We start from the raw sequence: 18982 nt of genomic DNA, 5'->3' as shown, positions 1-18982 counted from the left end.
CCGGATCTTTCTCTGGTGCCTGCCCGAAATCACTTGCGGACCGGCGAATTCACATCAGCTTGTGTCAGTTGCCGACGCTACCGACTGCGGTAACGCGGGTGTCCGAAATGCCCGTCCACTTGGCCGGTTCGCGGGTCGACTGCCGCTTGATGTAGCGGTATGGCGTCGCGTACCACGGCAGGACGGCTTCAATCTGGTTGTCGAGGATCATGTCCCCCTGGTCGGTGCGCACCGTCAAAACGGCGTGACCGGCGTTCTTCATGTCCTTGGCGACAGTGATCAGCAGGGCGCTGCGCGGCCAGCCGGCCTTCAGCAACTCGCGCTGCTTCTCCAGAACATATTCCTCACAGTCGCCTTGCCCGTTCGTCGGGTAGCCCCAGTACTCCAGAACACCAAACTGTTCTTCATCGGTGACTGGACGGATCTTCTTGTTCACGCGCTTGTTCAGGTCGATCAGCTCCTGCCAGCGGTTTTCCGAAAGCTTGACCACGACCGGCTGTTCCGGCTGACCGATGCAGGCTTCGGAGTTGTCCAAGCAGAACTGAACATGGCCAAGCGGCGCGGAGACGCTCTTTCCCATTTCCATGAAACGGGCGGGAGCTGCATGAGCCAAAGTGCTCGTCAGCGCCAGCGCAATTCCGAAACAGGCAATCTTCAGTTTTGAATTCGATCTAATCATCATGAGCCCTCCCCAAGGCTGGCTTCACGATGACATTTCGATTTTTATTACTTCATAATCCGCTAGATAAGAACAGATTAGAACTTAAATGTAATCTGATTTTATTTTGAAACAACTTTAAATCTATTTTGAATCAAACTTGAGATGTATTTGAGTAAAATTGTATCTATCTGGTGTTATCTATCTGAAAAATATGCGGTTTATGCATGCTGCACCGGGTTTTGGGAGACGTTTTCTCCTCCGTCGCAGACGCCGGTGAAGCACGGATGAAAGTGCTAGAGGTTCGAAATCGCGCCGGAAAATGGCGATCCGAATTGCGCAGCATGGCAAACGAAAGGTTTCCAATGCGGGCAGCAAGCAAAGGACTGCGAAGACCTGATACCAACCTCAAGAAATAGCGGCCTATTTGATGGCCTCAGCCGGCTCCCCGGACGTCGTTACGCTGCTTGCCCGATGCCCGGCAACGGGCGGCGCACCGCGCCTGGCCGGGAAACCGGCTGAGGCCATCAAATAGGCCGCTATTTCTTGAGGTTGGTATTAAACGAAAACCGGCGCGCAAGGGGCTGCGCGCCGGTCGAAATTCGTTATCAGGATTTGCTGGCGCCTGGTCAGTTGCCGGTGATGTGGTGTTCCAGGAGTTCCCGGTTCTGAATGGCGGCGAATTCGACTGCGATGCCACCTTCGATCTGGCGCACCACCCGCGCACGCATCTTGCCAAGGGCAATGCTCTCGCCGATGGCCGGATTGGCGTCGGTTGCGATGGCCGCACCGGACAGGGAGACGTCGATCAGGCGGCAGACATGTTCGCTGCCATCTGCCAGCACGATCTTCGTGATCGGGTTCTTGGGAACGAAACGGTCGTGGCGCCGGTCTTCCGGCAGGTTGAGCTCGTCGCGGTTGGCAAGCCAGGTCAGGATGCTGGCCAGCTTGTCACGCTTGCGCGGCGTGTTGCGAAGCTCAACGGCAAAGCCGCCGTCAATGATCCGGGAAATCCGGCCTTCGACGCGGCTGATGTGATCGAGATAGGCGACAACCCGTTCGCCGACCTTGCCGGTGACAGGGGTGATCATGGCCATGCCGCCAGGGGACATATCAATCACCTGGCAGGGGTATTCACGGCGGTCTTCCAGCATGAAGCGGCCGAGGATATTCACATGTACACGTTGATGACGCCGTCGGTCGACGGCTTGTAACGGCCTGCTACCCTCGGTCTGAGCTGCCAGTCCGGCTATCATGCGCAAGCCGCCTCATAATCCCGCAAAAATTGCGTATTGGTACCTTTCGCTCAGTCTAGGAATATGGGGTTAACGATCCGTAAGGGCGGCTTATCGAAATTGTCAGACTTTGCCGCCTTCGTAGACCACCAGATGGCCAACGCGGCGCTCTGCGCCAGCCGGGATCATTTCCGGCCGCGGGACCGGCATGGATTCCACCTTGAAGCTTGGCATCATCGGGTTGGACAGGCGCTGATTGTTCAGGAACAACGGGCGCTCATCCGGCCAGACCAGACGCAGGCTCGAGATCGACTGACGCAGGATCGGATGCAGGCCCATCCAGTAGGGGCGTTCCATGGGCGAGCAGCAGCCCAGGACGCGGGTGCGGCCTTCACCCGGAACATTCAGCGGCAGGAGCAGCATTTCCATCGGCAGCACATGATCGCGCTCCGTATGGCCGTTGACGCCGACAACGGCGGCAGCACCATCTTCGGTAATGGCGGCGATCAGGCTGGCAAGCGCTTCCTTGTCCTTCGTGTCCCAGCCGCGCAGGAAGTTGCGGCCCTTCAGCTCACGGCAATGGGCCGAGCACAGGCGGGTTCCCGCAAGCCGGTAGCGGACGGTTTCCTCATCGCAGACTTCCAGGATGAACGTGTCCCCTAGAAGGCCCCGGATCTGTCCGGGATCGATTTCGCTGCGGTTCGGCGCCGGGCGGTTGCCACGCAGATCGTCCCAATAGCTGTATAGGGTCTGGGTAACACCGTTTTTCATCTGGTCTTGCCTTTTGTTCCTAAGATCCGGGCCTGGAAAATTCCGCTTGTGCAGAAATGGGACACCGGCTCGTGCTCTCTCCTGTTTGCGCTTTACTAAGCAGCCGCCATGCCAACTCGGCGTGATTACAACGCTTCTGACGGAAAGGGATGGGTAAGGTTAATGATTTATTAACCCGATCCCAGAGCTGGAGTGGGATTCGTTTTAAGGATTTGTTTACAATTTTGGCCAAATTCGCCCTTTGTCTAACGCGTTTTGCCCGCAGTTCGGTGGCCGGGGATCGGGGTGCCCGTTCAAATGGAGGGGAGAGGAAGTCGGCGAGTGGAAAAAGACAGGCGGGGCAATTGAGGATGGACTCTGTCCCACCTTGTAACCACATGTGCCAGTTTCTCTGTGCCGATCTGTGCCGGAATGACCCGGTTCGGCACACTTGCAGGAATTGTTGATCCGAACCGGGGCTTCTGCCCTTGCGCTCAGGCGTCTTCCGCGTACATCTGCAGAACGACCGCAAAGAGGCCCAGATGAACCAGCACGTTTTTCCTCCGCATCAGCCGCAGACGCCGGAAGCCCGGCAGCCCGCCATCAATCTGCCTGGTGTCATTCTGGCGCTTGGCGCGATCATGGCGGGGATCCACCTGCTGCAGGAATATGTGTTCTCGGATGACACCAACCTGATGATCCTGGAGCTTTTTGCCTTCTGGCCCGCTCGCTATCTCCCGGAGGTCTTTGCCTCGGGCCGGGTGGCCGGCGGGCTGCCCGCCGACATCTGGACCTTTGTCACCTATGGCTTCCTTCATGGCGGCTGGGCGCATCTTATTCTCAACCTGTTGTGGATGGCGGCCTTCGGCTCTGCCGTTGCCTGGCGGTTCGGAGTGGTGCGTTTTCTTGTTCTTTCTGCGCTTTGCACCATTGCGGGAGCGGCCCTGCATCTCCTGACCCATTACGGCCAGCCGGTTCCGATCATCGGGGCCTCTGCAGCCGTGTCTGGTCAGATGGCTGCAGCCACACGCTTTGTCTTCGAGCTTGGTGCGCCTCTGGGTGCTGTGCGTCTGCAGGACCGTTCGGCCTTCTTCATCCCGGCGCCCTCGCTGCTTCAGTCCCTGCGCAATTCCAGGGTTCTCGGCATGGTTCTGGCCTGGTTCGGGATCAACTTCCTCTTTGCCTTCATTCCGGGGCTGATCGGCGGACAGGAGGGCGTGTCCATTGCCTGGGAGGCGCATGTGGGCGGGTTCCTTACCGGCATGCTTTTGTTCCCGCTGCTGGATCCGGTTCCACAGCGCAAGTAACGCACCGTCAAGTAGCAGTTTGCGTCCCAGCGAATCTTTGTCATGATGACTGTCCGGGTATGGGGGAGGCCCTGCCGGGCACATTCTTGGAGGATTTGCAGATGACGGTAGCCGCGATTTTGAATGAAAAAGGGCGGGAAGTGATCACCGAGCGCGGTGGCGCATTGCTTCTGCAGGTATGCCAGACACTGGGCACGAACAAGATCGGTGCCATGGTGATCGTCGATGCCAAGGGGCATATCGAGGGCATCATTTCCGAGCGTGACATCGTGAAGGCCATTGGCCGGGAAGGGCCAGATGCGCTGAACCAGCCGGTTTCCCAGATCATGACCAAGTCAGTCGTCACCTGCACCGAGGAGGAAACGGTGAACCAGGTGATGCAGAAGATGAGCTCCGGCCGCTTCCGTCACGTGCCCGTGGTCAAGGACAAGAAGCTCAATGGCCTGATTTCCATCGGCGACGTGGTCAAGCACCGGATTGCCCAGGTGGAAATGGAAGCCGAACACATGCGCACCTACATTGCCATGACCTGAATCGGCCTGACTTGCCTCTCAAGAGAGAGGAGCTTTCAGCCCGGCCAATCTCAAACAACAAAAGCCCGCCAGGACAGTTCTCCGGGCGGGCTTTTTGCTGATCGGATCTCTTTCGCGGGCGATTGCCCTTAAAGGAGTGGGCAGATCTTGCCTGTGCCCGGCATTATTTGCCGTAGACGTCCTTCGGGTCATAGACCCGTTCTCCGCCGGAATGCTCGAGCACCGGCTTGCCGGCGTCGTCCAGGACGATCTTGCGGAAGAAACAGGAGTTGTAGCCCACGTGGCAAGTCGCGCCATTGCCCTCAACGGTGACCTTCAGCCAGATGGCGTCCTGGTCGCAATCTGTGAGGATTTCCTGGACTTTCTGGACCTGGCCGGAGGTGCCGCCCTTCTTCCAGTATTCCTGGCGCGAGCGGCTCCAGTACCAGGCTTCGCCGGTCTCGATGGTCCGGCGCAGGGCTTCGTCATTCATGTAGCCGACCATCAGCAGCTCACCGCTGGCGTGATCGGTTACGACGGCACAGATCAGGCCGTTTTCATCAAACTTCGGCTGAAGTCCGGAGCCTGTTTCGATTTCGGACTTGCTGCCCCGTGCCGGGAAAATGCTGCTGGTCACACTGACCCCCTTGCCAGATGAGGCGGGGAGGTCAGAGGCCTCCGCCGCGCACCAGGGACATGAACTTGGCCTGCTCGGCCGGTTCATCCTGGAAAATGCCGGTAAATTGCGTGGTGATGGTCGAGACACCAGGCTTTTGAACGCCGCGCATGGTCATGCACTGATGTTCTGCTTCGAGCAGGACGGCGAGACCGCGCGGGGCGAGCTGGTCGTCAATGGCCGATGCGATCTGGGCCGTCAAGTTTTCCTGCGTCTGAAGACGCTTGGCGAAGATGTCGACCACCCGGGCAAGCTTCGACAGGCCGACGACGCCTTCGGCAGGGTAATAGGCAATATGTGCCTGGCCGATGAAAGGCAGCATGTGGTGTTCGCAATGGGAATGGAACGGGATGCCACGGACCATCACGATGTCCTTGTAGCCGCCCACATCCTCGAATGTGCGTTCCAGATGCTGGATCGGGTCTTCGAAATAGCCGCCGAACAGTTCGGAATAGGCCTTCACGACCCGCTTGGGTGTATCAAGCAAGCCTTCCCGGTCCGGGTCATCACCAGTCCATGCCAGAAGAGTGCGCACGGCGGCTTCCGCTTCCTCGCGGCTCGGCCGTCGGATTTCCTTCGGGGACTTGCGCTGGTGGCTGGCGCTACCGTTTTTCAGAACAGCGTCCATTTCGCTTCTCGCACTCTCTGTCATTCTGCCTGCCGTCAGGCTGTCCGTCGTCAAGCTATCTGTCACCTAGCCGGTCTTTCAGATGGCCGCGTTCTATACGGGCCAGCTTCTGGGGCAGATCACTGATCCGGATGATCCCGAGCTGCCATGTTTTCACATTCACACTTCACGCTGGCACATGAGGCCGGAGCATCCGCGTTCCCATCCTGAGTTCCCTTGTCCGGCGCTTTGGTTCACTTCCAAAGTCCGAAATCTCGAAGGGTCAGTGTCTCACACCGGAAACATATCGCAACCGGACAGGAAGACGAGGGCTATAGTCTGAACAAAGGGTTCTGTAAACTTGAACGAATGAACGCGGCCGTGATAGGGCCCTTGTTCAATTCACTCCCTGCCTGACCTATATAGGCACGGAAAGCGGTGCTGCAATGCTGTGAAGCCCGTGACGAGGTTGGCCATGCTTGACGATATCTACAATGCTAAGATCCTGGATTTTGCGGGAAACATTCCCCGGCTTGGCCGGCTGGAGCATCCCCAGGCCAGCGCAACGGCCCATTCCCGCCTTTGCGGGTCCACCGTGACGGTCGATCTGGTCGTGGAAAATGGCAAGGTGACGGATTTTGCTCACGACGTGAAGGCCTGTGCCCTCGGTCAGGCCTCCTCCTCGATCATGGCGCGGCATGTCATCGGCGCGAGCGTGGATGAGTTGCGCGATGTGCAGAAGGCCATGCGGGCCATGCTGAAGGAAAACGGCCCTGCGCCGGAAGGGCGTTTCGAGGAGCTGAAGTTCCTGGAGCCGGTCCGCGAATACAAGGCCCGGCATGCTTCAACGCTTCTGACCTTTGATGCTGTCGTTGATGCGCTGGACCAGATCGAGGCAAAGGCTCCTGCCGCCTGAGGTCGAGGGGGGGGGCGACTGGTTTGGTCTTCCGTGGACCCTCTGTTCCCTGATCAATGCATCTTCTGGAGACGATGAATGTGCGGAGAATGCTCCAGGGCTGACAAGCCATCCGCCGAAACTGTCGTGGGATCATCAGCAAGCCAGCGGCAAGGCAGGTTGTCTCCGGCGGCTCGTGTTGCTTTGGGGCTGATCTGGATCTACCGGCATTCGCTGTCGATGTTCATGGGGCGTGGATGCCGCTACGCGCCGACCTGCTCGGAATATACGAGTGATGCAATCAGGCGCTTCGGCTTCTGGGCCGGAGGCTGGCTTGGTCTATCGCGGATCTTGCGGTGCAATCCGCTGGGCTCTTCCGGTTACGATCCCTTGCCTGAGGCGTTGAATGCTTCCGCCCGCTGGTATTTGCCCTGGCGCTATGGCCGTTGGACCGGCCGACATATTCTCTGAACGGTTCATTTTCAGCTCAATTCCCCCGTTTGCGCCCTCGCATTTGTTACAGGGCTATTGGGCGTTTTTATTTGTCTGTGCCGTTGTTTTTCTTCTGATTTCTGATCCGTTCCCATTTTTCAAGTTTTCACGACATCAAAAATAAACCAGATCTCTATATATAAAGTTTTCTGCGTGTTTGACTACTTATCATTTTAATGTCCGTTAATGACTCTGCTGATATTTGTCGTAGGGTAACTTGCTTTTTGGAGCATCACGGAAATGAGTTTGAGGACGCTTCTGATTTCATTTACTGCAGCACTTCTCGCTGCGGTTGCGGCCTTGGTCTGGGCTGGCCTATCTGGCTTCGCGACGCTGGATGACAGCGCAGAGGACCTGGCCAACAACTGGCTGCCCAGTGTCGCAGTGATAAATGCAATCAACACTTCCACATCCGACTATCGAATCTATCAGGCCGAACACATCATGTCGGAAGATGAAGCGTCGATGAAATCGGTCGAAACCTTCCTTGCGGATATCAAGGCTGGAATTGCCGACAAGTTTCGGACTTACGAGGCTCTGATTTCTTCGGAGGATGAGCGCAAGATCTATGAAGGCTTCAAAGCCAAATGGAACGGATATGTGCAGAGGGGGGACGAGGTTATTGCCCTGTCCCGTCAGAACAAGAATGATGAAGCCGAAACGATCCTGCGCAAGGAAATGCGGGCGACCTTTGAGGACCTTTCCAGTGATCTGGTCGAACTGATCGAGATCAATGAGAAGGGGTCCCAAGCGTCTGCCGTCCAAGCTTCAGAAGCCTATTCGACTGCTTTCATGATCTTTGCGGTGATCGCAACGATCGCAGGCATCATCGGTCTCGCCTACATTTACTACATTGTTGCCAATGTTACGCGATACATCGTCGGCATTTCTGCAGCGATGAAGCAGATTGCCGGCGGTGACTTTGCAACTGTCATTCCTTGCGCAGGCCGCAAGAACGAGTTGGGGGACATGGCAAATACCCTTCTGACGTTCCGGGATAGCCTGAGTGAAAATGAGCGCCTGCGGGCTGAGCAGATCGAGAATGAGGCGAAGAGCGCCGAGCGTATCCTTGTTGAGCGCCGTGCAATGGCTGACCGGTTCGAGGCAAGCATGGGCAAGCTGGTCCAGTCTCTTGTCAGCGCATCCTCCGATGTTGCTGGGGCTGCGGAAGGCCTGTCCTCGAATGCAGAAGAGACCTCGCGCCAGGCTCAGGCCGTCTCGGGGGCCGCTGAAGATGCATCTACGAATGTGCAGACCGTAGCCGCCGGCGCGGAAGAACTGTCGGCTTCGATCAACGAGATTTCGGCACAGGTCGAACGGTCTGCCGCGATTTCGAAGGAAGCCGCGAGCACGGCAGAGCAGACCAGCCGTCATGTGAATTCGCTGTCCGAAGCAGCGCAGAAGATCGGTGAAGTGGTGGAACTGATCACCACGATTGCCGAGCAGACCAATCTTCTGGCTCTGAATGCCACGATCGAGGCAGCGCGTGCCGGTGAAGCTGGCAAGGGCTTTGCAGTGGTGGCGGCGGAGGTCAAGGGTCTGGCCAGCCAGACTGCCAAGGCGACCGAAGAGATCTCGGGCAAGATTGCCGAAATCCAGGCGGCCACCAGGACGACGGTTGGATCGATCTCCCAGATCGTCGGGACCATCAGCACCATTCAGGATGCGGCGCAGGCGATCTCCGCGGCAGTCGAGCAGCAGGGGGCGGCCTCGGAAGAGATCGCAACCAACATCAACCGTGCAGCCATGGGGGCCAATGAAGTCACCCAGAACATTGCCGGGGTGGGGACTGCGGCGGAAATGACCGGCGCTGCCTCGACCCAGCTGATGGGGCTTTCCGGCACGCTGACCCAGCAGTCCCGCACCCTGGAAAAGGAAGTCGGCGAGTTCCTCCGGACACTCCGGGCAGCCTGACCTCCAAACACCGGACATGTCATGAGGGCGACGGGCTGAACCGCAAGGTTCGGCCCGTTTGCATTTGGATTTGACGGTCTGCATCCGGGGGGAAGGTGACTTTTGTCTCTTCCGCCTTGAAAGAGGGCTTCAGAACTTCCTGAAGGTTGTGCCGAAAAGGTTGTCTGATGCGCCCAAATCCCGTATGTGAAACGCCTTCAAAACACCGACAGCTTACCTGCCTTGTTCGCAGGAGTGAGCAGGAGATGAGACATGATTCAACTGACTTTCCCCGACAACTCCATTCGTGAAGTCGCGCCCGGAACCACCGGTGCAGCGGTTGCCGAAGGCATTTCCAAGTCGCTGGCCAAGAAGGCCGTCGCCATGGCTCTGGATGGGGAACTCAAGGACCTTTCCGACCCGATCACAGCCAACGCCCGGATCGAGATTGTCACCCGCGACGATCCCCGTGCGCTTGAGCTGATCCGGCACGACGCCGCCCACGTGATGGCAGAAGCCGTGCAGGAACTGTGGCCGGGTACCCAGGTCACCATCGGCCCGGTCATCGAGAACGGCTTCTACTATGACTTCAAGCGCGTCCATCCGGACACGCGTGAAGACTGGCCGTTCACGCCGGAAGACCTGCCGGTCATCGAAAAGAAGATGCGCGAGATCATCGCTCGTGGCGCCGCCTTCACCAAGGAAGTGTGGAGCCGGGACGAGGCCAAGCAGTTCTTCAAGGCCAAGGGCGAGGACTACAAGGTCGAGCTGGTCGATGCCATCCCGGAAGGCCAGGATCTCAAGATCTACCGTCAGGGCCAGTGGCTGGACCTTTGCCGTGGCCCGCATATGGCGAGCACCCGTCAGATTGGCGACAGCTTCAAGCTGATGAAGGTGGCCGGTGCCTATTGGCGCGGGGACAGCAACAACGAGATGCTGACCCGTATCTATGCGACGGCATGGGCGAATGACGCGGATCTCAAGGGCTATCTCCACATGCTGGAAGAAGCCGAGAAGCGCGATCACCGCAAGCTCGGCCGCGAGATGGATCTGTTCCATTTCCAGGAAGAAGGTCCGGGCGTCGTTTTCTGGCATGCCAAGGGCTGGAGCCTGTTCCAGAAGCTGACCGCTTACATGCGCCGCCGCCTGGAAGCCGACTATGACGAGGTCAACGCACCGCAGGTGCTCGATACCTCGCTGTGGGAGACCTCCGGTCACTGGGGCTGGTACAAGGAGAACATGTTCTCCGTTCAGTGCGCGGATACGGAAGCCGAAGACACCCGCGTCTTCGCTCTGAAGCCGATGAACTGCCCCGGTCACGTCCAGATCTTCAAACATGGCCTGAAGTCCTACCGCGACCTGCCGCTGCGCCTTGCCGAGTTCGGCGCGGTGCACCGCTATGAGCCTTCGGGCGCCATGCACGGGCTGATGCGCGTGCGCGGCTTCACTCAGGACGACGCCCATATCTTCTGCACGGAAGAGCAGATGGCGGCCGAGTGCCTGAAGATCAACGAATTGATCCTGTCGGTCTATGAGGACTTCGGCTTCAACGAGATCGTTGTGAAGCTCTCGACCCGTCCGGAAAAGCGCGTTGGCTCCGACGAGATGTGGGACCATGCCGAAGAGGTCATGTCCAAGGTTCTGAAGCAGATCGCCGATCAGTCCGGCGGCCGCATCAAGACCGACATCCTGCCGGGTGAGGGCGCGTTCTACGGTCCGAAGTTCGAATATACCCTGCGCGATGCGATCGGCCGTGAATGGCAGTGCGGCACCACCCAGGTCGACTTCAACCTGCCGGAACGTTTCGGTGCCTTCTTCGTCGACAGCGATGGCGAGAAGAAGACCCCGGTGATGATCCACCGCGCGATCTGCGGTTCCATGGAGCGTTTCCTCGGTATCCTGATCGAGAACTTCGCCGGTCACTTCCCGCTCTGGCTGTCGCCGGTGCAGGTCGTTGTGGCGACGATCACGTCGGAAGCCGATGACTATGGCCGCGAAGTGGCTGAGCTGCTCAAGAAGGCCGGTCTCAAGGTCGAGACCGACTTCCGCAATGAGAAGATCAACTACAAGGTCCGTGAACACTCGCTGGCCAAGGTGCCGGTCATGGTGGTCTGCGGCAAGCGCGAAGCCGAAGAGCGGACGGTCAACATCCGCCGCCTGGGTTCCCAGAACCAGACGGCCATGAGCCTGGACGACGCGATTGCAGCCTTCAAGGACGAGGCGATCGCCCCGGACCTGAAGCGCGGCTGATAACGCGTCGTGACAATCTGAAAATCGGGAGGCCGCGGAGATATCTGCGGCCTCCTGTGTTTCCGGGGCCAGTTTCACAAAACCGCAATCGTGTGTTGGCTAAGGTCCGCCACCAGATTGATTGTCCTGAATCTCGGACCCAAAGCGGAAGGAGAGCCGGTTGGACTACGCCCATTTCAGCTATGCCAATGCCAGCCATCCGCCACTCAAGCGATGGGTCATCCGCTCAATCGAAGGGCTGTCCGGAAGGAAGCAGCTCCTGGGGCTTTATGAGATTTGGCAAAAAGGTGCGGCTGGTCCATCCGCGTCCATGTGGAGCGATCTGCTCGGGTTGCTCAATTTGGGTGTCGCACTGGATGACAGTGTCTGGCCGCCCCGGGAATTGCCGGAGGGGCCGCTGGTGATCATCGCCAATCATCCTTATGGGATCGGTGATGGTCTGGCGCTTCTGGCTCTGGCCGAACAATTGGGCCGGCCGTTCCGGATTCTGATCAACAACGAGTTGCTAAAGGTTCCGGAGGTACGGCCTTTCTCCCTGCCGGTGGATTTTGAAGAGAGCCGCGAGGCGCTGCAGACCAACATGGAAACCCGGCGCGAGGCGCTGCGCCTTCTGTCTGAAGGGGTGACCATCGTGGTCTTTCCAGGGGGAGGGGTCGCGACGGCGGCTCGTCCCTTTGGCAAGGCGCAGGAGCTGCCGTGGAAGACCTTTACCGCAAAGATGATCCGCTCTTCACGGGCAACCGTTCTGCCTGTGTGGTTCGATGGGCAGAATTCCTGGCTGTTCCATCTGGTCTCGCGCTATTCCCTGACCCTGCGGCTGGCTCTGCTGGTGCGGGAATTCCGCAAGCTGCTGGGCACGGTGATCCGGGTCAGGGCGGGAACGCCCATCCCCTATGAGCAACTGTCCGGGCTCAAGGACCAGAAGCAGGTGATGGACCATCTGCAGCAAGCGGTTGCCGCCCTGGCGATGAAGCGGGCCTGATCAAGCCGGAGCGCAGGTGCCTCAGTTCGCGACGGCGGTGTTTTCGTCCGAGGCCATGACTTCGACTTCGCGGTCATTGCCGGTCTGGACTTCGAAGTCGGAGCGGTAGTTCACGCCGTTGTTGCGGGCGATCACTTCATATTCGCCCGACGCCAGAACGAAGCGCGGGAAGGCGCCATTGGCTTCCACCACCACGTCGCCGCCGGGGCTGAGAACCGCCCAGGAGGTGTTGGCGATGGCTTCGCCGCCTGGAGCATTCACAAGCTTCAAGGTGATGCCGGCGGCCTTGTGATGCATGGTTGCTTCGGTCAGCTTGCCGGCAATGACCTGAATGTCCGCACGGACCACCGCATTCACGTCACCGTAACGGCTGACCACATGATAGGTGTCCGCAGCAAGCCGGATGATCTTGCCCGGCTGAACGTTCTGGGCAACCAGCTTGCGCTCGCCGCGCTCATCGAATTCCGTGCCATAGATGTCGAAGAGGAGGGGGCCCTTCTTGATGGCGTTGTCTTCGGTCAGGGCTGCTTCCAGCTTCAGGCCGCCTGCATTGAGCGTGACCATCTTGGACTTCACGTCCCGGCCCATCACGATGCGGTTGACTGCCGTAGCATAGCCATAGGCCGTGTGGATCAGGTAGACGCCCGGATCAAGCCGGAACTCGGCGTCGCCACCCTCGGACGTGGAAACCAGTTCCAGCCGGCCTTCCTCGTTGGTGGTCTCGCTGTAGATCCGCCAGATCAGGCCCTTTTCAATCGGCTGGCTGTCCCGGTTCAGGCGGGCCATCAGATAGAGCGCGCCCTGGTTTTCGGCAGGGGCTCCTGCCGGGTTCAGATGAACGGAGGGCGCATAAGGGACGAGAGTGTCCGAGAAAAGCGGTTCCGGTGCCCGGTCGAGTAGATTCTCGATTGGCGTTTCCGCAGCTTCAGCAGGCGCGTCCGGGTGGGGCTTGGGCGCCGGAGGCATGGGCAGGGCATCGGAGGAAAGGGCGGCAGAAAAAGGGGCTGCGAGGTCGGTCGACAAGGGAGGGGCGAGTTCCTGGGCAGAAGAGCCGGATACGCTTGCGGCCAAAACCCAGGTTACTACTCCAAGCCAAAGGGCGAAACGCTGTCTCACTGCTTGCACTTTTCCTGTCCGGTCTTGCCGCTTGGGAGAGGGAACGGGACCCCGGTCCGCGTGCTCTCCGTTTGAGGCCCTAGCCGGTGCTGCGGTCCGGATCTGTCCGCTGCACCATTACCCTGATGTCACGGATCCTCCTCAGCCGGAACGGCGGGTGATCCTGCTTTTCAATGATCTGCCTTGTTCGTCCGAAATTGGGACGAATTCAAGACATTTCTCATTCAGTTGACATCGGCTGTGAATGGATTACGTCAAAGGTCCCTCACTTTTAAACCCAAGCAACCAGGGTTTCATCATGTCTGAATTTGCACCCCGCCGTCCGGAAGTTCTCGACTTCCTGCTGACCCGCCGGTCGCACCCCTCCGTGACCCTCTCCGCACCCGGGCCGGACGAGGCCGAGCTGACAGCCATTCTGACGGCCGGTGCGCGGGTGCCTGATCACGGCAAGCTCGCCCCCTGGCGGTTCGTCCTTTACCGGTCCGAACAGGGGAAAGTCATTGGCGAACGCCTGGCGCAGATGGCGGAAGAGCGGAACGGCCCGCTGGATGATGCCCGCCGGGAGCAGGAGCTGACCCGGTTCACGCGCGGCACGGTCGTGATCGGTGTGATCAGCACCGCAGCCATCCATCCCAAGATCCCGGTCTGGGAGCAGGAACTTTCGGCCGGGGCTGTGTGCCTGTCGCTGGTCAATGCAGCCAGTGCGTCCGGTTATGCGGCCCAGTGGCTGTCCGAATGGTATTGTTTCGATGAAGAAGCCTCCCGCTACCTTGGTTGCGGAGAAGGTGAGCGCTTTGCGGGCTTCATCCATATCGGCACGCCAACCCAGGCGCCCTTCGAGCGGCCGCGTCCCGAACTCGCCGACATCGTCACCACCTGGCAGGAAGGCTGATCCATGTTCTATGAAACCGCCACGAACGATCACGGGCTGAAGTTCAATCCGTTCAAGGCGATTGTTGCACCCCGGCCGATCGGCTGGATCTCGACGCTCGACGCGGATGGCAAGCCGAACCTTGCGCCCTACAGCTTCTTCAATGCCGTGAGTGATGCGCCGCCGATGGTGATGTTTTCATCCTCCGGCTACAAGGACACGGTGAGCAACGTTGAGGCCACGGGCGAGTTCGTCTGCAATCTTGTGAGCTTCGCCTTGCGCGATGCCATGAATGCCTCGTCTGCGCCGCTGCCTCACGGGGAGTCCGAGTTCGAGCGGGCAGGCCTGGAAATGGCTGCGTGCAAGCTGGTGAAGGCCCCGCGTGTTGCCGCTGCACCCGCTGCTCTGGAGTGCAAGGTGCTTCAGGTGATCCGACCATCGGATCTGGATGGAACGCCGACCAACTCCTGGATCGTTCTTGGTCAGGTGGTTGCGGTTCATATCGATGATGCCTGCCTGAAGGACGGGCGACTGGATATGACGGGCGTGCAGCATCTGTCGCGACTCGGCTACATGGATTACGCCGCTGTGACCGAAGTGTTCGAGCTGGCGCGTCCGAAGGCGTAAGTTGCCCTGTCAAAACTGACGTTGCGGATTTGGGCCGGATGTGGATAGCGTCCGGCCCTTTCCATTTGAATGCACAGGAAAACGTCACTTTCCAGGCCGTCTGGGGGTGGGGAAAGGGCTTGTTAAGGTTTTGTTAACCAATTGGGCCCGAAATTAACAAACCAGTAACCATTCCATCGAGGAGAAGGGCTATGCGCGTCGCTGACTCTGCCTCGATCGCGTCCCGGATCGAGCAAGCATTTCAAACCGCAAGTACATCGACGGGCACGTCCTTCGATTATCTTGTGAAGACGGCTGCCCGTGAATCGTCCTTCAACACGGATGCAAAAGCCAAGACCTCCAGTGCGACCGGACTGTTCCAGTTCATCGAATCCACCTGGCTGGAAACGATGAAGGAATCGGGAGCGGAGCTGGGACTCGGCAAATACGCTGACCAGATCCAGCAGACCAAAAGCGGCAGGTTTGTGGTCTCCGATCCCCAGGCGCGTCAGGAAATCCTGAACCTGCGCAAGGACCCGGAAATCTCCTCGCTGATGGCTGGCGCCTTTACCCAGAAGAACGCGGACTACCTGACCCGCAAGCTTGGCCGTAATCCGAGCGAAGGCGAACTCTACATGGCGCATTTCCTCGGCGCCAATGGCGCCAAGCGCCTGATCGAGTCGACGCAAAGCAATGCGGATGCGCGCGCAGACAAGCTGTTCCCGGCTCAGGCCAAGGCCAACAAGTCGATTTTCTATAATTCCGATGGCACGGCCCGCAGCACGTCAGAGGTTTATTCGGCGATCACGTCCAAGCATGACGCCGTGACCATGATTGCGAGCGTTTCGCCGGAAAGCTCGAAGAACATCACGTCCGTTGGTCTCGTCCCCGGTTCAAAGCCGGTGTCCTCTGGTTCCGAAGCATTGGCCTTTGCGGATGCGAGCCAGAACCTCGGTGAGAACCTTCAGGCGGCAACCAATGATGTCGTGTCAGCCTTCAAGGCCCATGACGCTCAAGGTCCTTTCCAGGCCCTGTTCCGCAATGACCCTTCCTCTGAACGGCAGTCGCTGCGCTCGCGCTTTGACTCTGCGTTTTCGGCGGTTGAACGGGCGGATATCCTGTCGAGTTCGTCCAATGTGAATTCCGGTCCGGCAGCCAATGTGGCGGTACAGGAACTCAATGGCGAGAATGGCGAAGGGCCCCTCGATCTGACCAAGTTCCTCACTTACGAGGTCGCGCAGAAGAAGAAGGACCTGCTTCCTCCGGTCTGAGGATTGTCCAAAACCCGGCGGCAGAAAGAAAAGTCCTCCGCATTTTTATGGTGAACCGAACGTTAAACCTTTGAAGCGATGATGCTTCGACAACGGTTTGTGTTTGCGGTGCCATGACTCTTCAAGACTTGCTCTCCAGATTGGACAATGCGCAGGAAGACCTGCGGGCGGCGGCAGCCGCCGATCTGGCTCATGCCTGGGCTGGCGAGCTCTTTGGCAGCAGCGCACGCAAGGTCCTGTCTTCGGCAATGACGCTGGTGCTGGACGATCCTTGTGCGAAGGTTCGTATTGCTTTGGCAGCAGGCATCGCGCCTTGCAGCGATATCCCCCGGGGTGTCCTGCTGGCCCTGGCCGGGGATGAGGAAGAGGCCGCTGTTGCCATCGTCTCCTATTCGCCTGTTCTGACTGACGCTGACCTGATCGACTGCCTTGCCCACCCTTCCGAAAAGGTTGGAGTGGCTGTGGCTGCTCGCAGCAAGGTGTCGCCTGCCGTCTGCGCTGCCATTGCCGAGGTCGCTCCTCCATCCGCTGTCGTGGCATTGCTGACCAATCCGGGAGCTGCCCTTTTGCGCGGAACCCTGGTGCGGTTGACCGAACGTTTTTCACGCGATGCCAAGGTGCGCAGCGAGCTTCTGCATCTTGCCGAGTTGCCGGTTGCTCTCCGGCACAAGCTTCTTCATTGCCATGCCGAAACCCTGGTGACCCATCCGCTGGTTCTGCCGCATGTGCAGGACGAGGAGGAGGAGCGCGAGTTTCTGGCTGAGGCCTCCGACAAGATTGCATTGAAGCTGGCAGAAGCTGCGGATGAAGAAGGGCTTGCCGAACTGATCGAGCACCTTCGCCTGTCCGGCGGCTTGACCACGCGCCTGCTGCTGCGTTCCTTGTGCTGCGGACAAAACCGGTTCTTCGTCAATGCCATGTCCGCCCTGACGGGCGTCCCCATGGCCAGGTTTACACAGACGCTTGCCAGCGGCCGTCCAGCAGCCTTGCGGGCTCTGTTGCGCAAGGCAGGACTGCCTGTCCGCTCGCATCAGGTCTTTGTACTGGCAATAGAGGTTGCCCGCCGCAGAGCCGGCAGCTTTGCCCATGACCTCAGCCTGGAGCTGACCCGTCAGCTGACAGAGCAGGTCTTGAGCGAGTTGCAGGATGACGGCTTCTCGTCGGAGACCGATATCGTTGCCTTCCTGCGGCGCTTTGCTGCGGATATCGCCCGCCAGGAAGCGCGGCAGGTGCTGGACCAGCACCGCCAGCCCGCTCTTCACGCGGCCTGATCAAGCTCTGTTTTCAGGATGTCTGTCCGGCGGCTTTCGGTGAAGGCTCAGCCGATGGTGCGCACCTGGCTGAGATAATCGTTGGTGACTTCATTCAGCTTTGCGAGAAGAGCGGTTCCCAGCGCATTCTGCTGGTCGCGGGCGTTCTCGCTGACCATTGCCCGGATCGCATCGACATATTGAGCCAGCAGCGACTTCGGCAGATCTGAAGGTGAGGGGACTTCCTCGATCAGATAGCACAGGCTGCCTGCGACATCCCCGACCAGAGGATAGCCAAGGGTGGCTGCCTGGCCCTTCATGTTATGGGCTGCCTGATAGAGTCGGCCGACCGTTTCGGCGTTGATGCCGTTGGCCGCCAGGTTCTCATAGGCCTCGTGCAGCTCCTTCGAGCCGTTGACCATCCAGCCGTCGAAATTCTGGGACAGGCGCGCCAGAGCGGTTTCAGCAGCCTTCACCGGATCGAAGTTCTTGGCTTCCCGCGGGCTCATGATGCGAACCTTCTTGCGCAAGTCCTTGGGCGGCTTGACGACTTCATAAGCCTCGTCATCGGTGAAGTCGGAACTCATCCTGCGGTCTTTCCGGCTGCTGCATCGCGCCCGGAAGGGTCCGGTCACGCTGCGTCATTATGAGGGGATGATTTTAACAGCAAATGAAGCTGGAATCTTCCGGTCAGTAACGGAACATTTCCGTGAGAATGCGCTCGTCCCAGCCATGGTCGGAATCGAACATGATCAAGCCGTCCAGATCCGCATCCTCATGGACCGTGACCTGAGCCACATCGCGGAATTCCTTGTGATCGGCCGATGCGCTGACCGGACGCTTGCCCGGATCGAGTATGTCGATGTCCACGCGTGCCCGGTTGGGCAGCAGGGCACCCCGCCAGCGGCGCGGGCGGAAGGCACTGATCGGCGTGAGCGCCAGCAAGGGGGCGTAGATCGGCAGGATCGGTCCATGGGCCGAGAGATTGTAGGCGGTGCTGCCGGCGGGCGTGGACACGAGGCAACCGTCGCAGATCAGCTCTTCCAGACGGACACGGCCATCCACGGATATGCGGAGGCGGGCTGCCTGGGACGTTTGCCGCAGAAGCGAAACTTCGTTGATCGCCCGGGCCGTGTGCTGGCGGCCATCCTGACCGGTGACGGTCATGGTGAGGGGATGGATCTTGGTGGCATCCGCGTGGGCAAGGCGCTCGATAAGTCCATCCTCGCGGTATTCGTTCATCAGAAAACCGACGGAGCCGCGGTTCATGCCATAAATCGGCTTTCCCGTTCCCAGGAAGGCATGCAGGGTCTGCAGCATGAGGCCATCCCCGCCAAGTGCGATGATGGCATCGGCCTCTTCCGGCTGGGCATCGCCATAGGCTGCGGACAGGCGCAGTTTCGCCTCCTGGGCCTCCGGCGTGTCGCTGGCCACGAAGGCAAGGCGGCGGAAACTGTTCCCGCTTTGCATGGCCGAAGCGATCTGATTCATGAGAAATTCCCGATCGGCTGCGGAGCCAATCTGGCTCCGGTGGTGCTGCGGGCCAATAAACAGCACAATGACCTTGTTCGCCAAGACCCGATTTCATCTGATCTGTTCGCCAGATGCGTG

General features: G+C 59.2%; 19 protein-coding genes. 11 read left to right on the top strand and 8 right to left on the bottom strand.

Translation table 11 applies throughout. The features are described 5' to 3' along the window. Positions 1 to 64: 64 nt before the first annotated feature. The 3 genes from BUA94_RS08940 to BUA94_RS08930 form a co-directional block, all read right to left on the bottom strand. Positions 65 to 682 carry a transglutaminase-like cysteine peptidase gene (locus BUA94_RS08940; RefSeq protein WP_073012024.1) on the bottom strand — a complete coding sequence of 206 codons (618 nt, stop codon included), beginning with the start codon at positions 680 to 682 and terminating at the stop codon, positions 65 to 67. 605 nt (positions 683 to 1287) lie between these two features. After that, positions 1288 to 1914, bottom strand: a complete 627-nt coding sequence (locus tag BUA94_RS08935; protein WP_073012021.1) for a PilZ domain-containing protein — start codon at positions 1912 to 1914, stop codon at positions 1288 to 1290. Positions 1915 to 2016: 102 nt separating this feature from the next. Continuing rightward, complete coding sequence (locus tag BUA94_RS08930; RefSeq protein WP_073012018.1) at positions 2017 to 2664, bottom strand: PAS domain-containing protein; 648 nt, start codon at positions 2662 to 2664, stop codon at positions 2017 to 2019. A gap of 521 nt (positions 2665 to 3185) precedes the next feature. Here BUA94_RS08930 and BUA94_RS08925 point away from each other — a divergent pair. Together BUA94_RS08925 and BUA94_RS08920 are read left to right on the top strand one after the other, a co-directional pair. Beyond that, complete coding sequence (locus BUA94_RS08925; RefSeq protein WP_073013761.1) at positions 3186 to 3950, top strand: rhomboid family intramembrane serine protease; 765 nt, start codon at positions 3186 to 3188, stop codon at positions 3948 to 3950. 101 nt (positions 3951 to 4051) lie between these two features. Beyond that, entirely contained in the window at positions 4052 to 4483 is a 432-nt protein-coding gene (locus tag BUA94_RS08920) for a CBS domain-containing protein (protein WP_073013760.1), read from the top strand. Positions 4484 to 4646: 163 nt separating this feature from the next. Here BUA94_RS08920 and hisI read toward each other — a convergent pair whose 3' ends face one another. Next, complete coding sequence (hisI, locus tag BUA94_RS08915) at positions 4647 to 5099, bottom strand: phosphoribosyl-AMP cyclohydrolase (protein WP_073012016.1); 453 nt, start codon at positions 5097 to 5099, stop codon at positions 4647 to 4649. Between the two features lie 31 nt (positions 5100 to 5130). Further along, on the bottom strand, positions 5131 to 5766 hold the full coding sequence (folE, locus tag BUA94_RS08910) for a GTP cyclohydrolase I FolE (RefSeq protein WP_073012013.1): 636 nt from the start codon (positions 5764 to 5766) through the stop codon (positions 5131 to 5133). Between the two features lie 454 nt (positions 5767 to 6220). Here folE and BUA94_RS08905 point away from each other — a divergent pair, with 454 nt between their 5' ends. The 5 genes from BUA94_RS08905 (at position 6221) to BUA94_RS08885 (ending at position 12257) form a co-directional block, all read left to right on the top strand. Beyond that, a complete protein-coding gene (locus tag BUA94_RS08905; protein WP_073012010.1) occupies positions 6221 to 6661 on the top strand; it encodes an iron-sulfur cluster assembly scaffold protein in 441 nt (146 codons plus the stop codon). 219 nt (positions 6662 to 6880) lie between these two features. Next, a complete protein-coding gene (yidD, locus tag BUA94_RS08900; RefSeq protein ID WP_408011941.1) occupies positions 6881 to 7111 on the top strand; it encodes a membrane protein insertion efficiency factor YidD in 231 nt (76 codons plus the stop codon). 261 nt (positions 7112 to 7372) lie between these two features. Further along, positions 7373 to 9046, top strand: coding sequence for a methyl-accepting chemotaxis protein (locus BUA94_RS08895; protein WP_073012007.1), 1674 nt, complete (start codon positions 7373 to 7375; stop codon positions 9044 to 9046). 252 nt (positions 9047 to 9298) lie between these two features. Then, complete coding sequence (gene thrS / locus BUA94_RS08890; protein WP_073012003.1) at positions 9299 to 11275, top strand: threonine--tRNA ligase; 1977 nt, start codon at positions 9299 to 9301, stop codon at positions 11273 to 11275. A 160-nt stretch (positions 11276 to 11435) separates the two neighbouring features. Then, positions 11436 to 12257: a lysophospholipid acyltransferase family protein gene (locus tag BUA94_RS08885; protein ID WP_139251070.1), complete on the top strand. Its 822-nt coding sequence runs from the start codon at positions 11436 to 11438 to the stop codon at positions 12255 to 12257. Positions 12258 to 12278: 21 nt separating this feature from the next. On the opposite strand, the gene BUA94_RS08880 is transcribed toward BUA94_RS08885, so the two are convergent. Further along, complete coding sequence (locus BUA94_RS08880; RefSeq protein ID WP_208980030.1) at positions 12279 to 13373, bottom strand: hypothetical protein; 1095 nt, start codon at positions 13371 to 13373, stop codon at positions 12279 to 12281. A 298-nt stretch (positions 13374 to 13671) separates the two neighbouring features. Here BUA94_RS08880 and BUA94_RS08875 point away from each other — a divergent pair, with 298 nt between their 5' ends. The 4 genes from BUA94_RS08875 (at position 13672) to BUA94_RS08860 (ending at position 17392) form a co-directional block, all read left to right on the top strand. Continuing rightward, complete coding sequence (locus tag BUA94_RS08875) at positions 13672 to 14265, top strand: nitroreductase family protein (protein ID WP_073013758.1); 594 nt, start codon at positions 13672 to 13674, stop codon at positions 14263 to 14265. Positions 14266 to 14268: 3 nt separating this feature from the next. Continuing rightward, positions 14269 to 14871, top strand: a complete 603-nt coding sequence (locus tag BUA94_RS08870) for a flavin reductase family protein (RefSeq protein ID WP_073011996.1) — start codon at positions 14269 to 14271, stop codon at positions 14869 to 14871. 191 nt (positions 14872 to 15062) lie between these two features. After that, positions 15063 to 16121, top strand: a complete 1059-nt coding sequence (locus tag BUA94_RS08865; RefSeq protein ID WP_073011993.1) for a lytic transglycosylase domain-containing protein — start codon at positions 15063 to 15065, stop codon at positions 16119 to 16121. Positions 16122 to 16234: 113 nt separating this feature from the next. Next, entirely contained in the window at positions 16235 to 17392 is a 1158-nt protein-coding gene (locus BUA94_RS08860) for a DUF2336 domain-containing protein (protein WP_073011990.1), read from the top strand. Between the two features lie 47 nt (positions 17393 to 17439). On the opposite strand, the gene BUA94_RS08855 is transcribed toward BUA94_RS08860, so the two are convergent. Together BUA94_RS08855 and BUA94_RS08850 are read right to left on the bottom strand one after the other, a co-directional pair. Next, entirely contained in the window at positions 17440 to 17958 is a 519-nt protein-coding gene (locus BUA94_RS08855) for an Hpt domain-containing protein (protein ID WP_073011987.1), read from the bottom strand. A gap of 103 nt (positions 17959 to 18061) precedes the next feature. Continuing rightward, positions 18062 to 18862 carry an NAD kinase gene (locus BUA94_RS08850; protein ID WP_084082008.1) on the bottom strand — a complete coding sequence of 267 codons (801 nt, stop codon included), beginning with the start codon at positions 18860 to 18862 and terminating at the stop codon, positions 18062 to 18064. Between the last annotated feature and the right edge of the window lie 120 nt (positions 18863 to 18982).

The organism is Roseibium suaedae (assembly GCF_900142725.1).
GTDB classification, from domain to species: Bacteria; Pseudomonadota; Alphaproteobacteria; order Rhizobiales; family Stappiaceae; genus Roseibium; species Roseibium suaedae.
The sequence above is the reverse complement of the archived record's forward strand: the minus strand, read 5'-3'. Positions and strand labels throughout refer to the sequence as shown.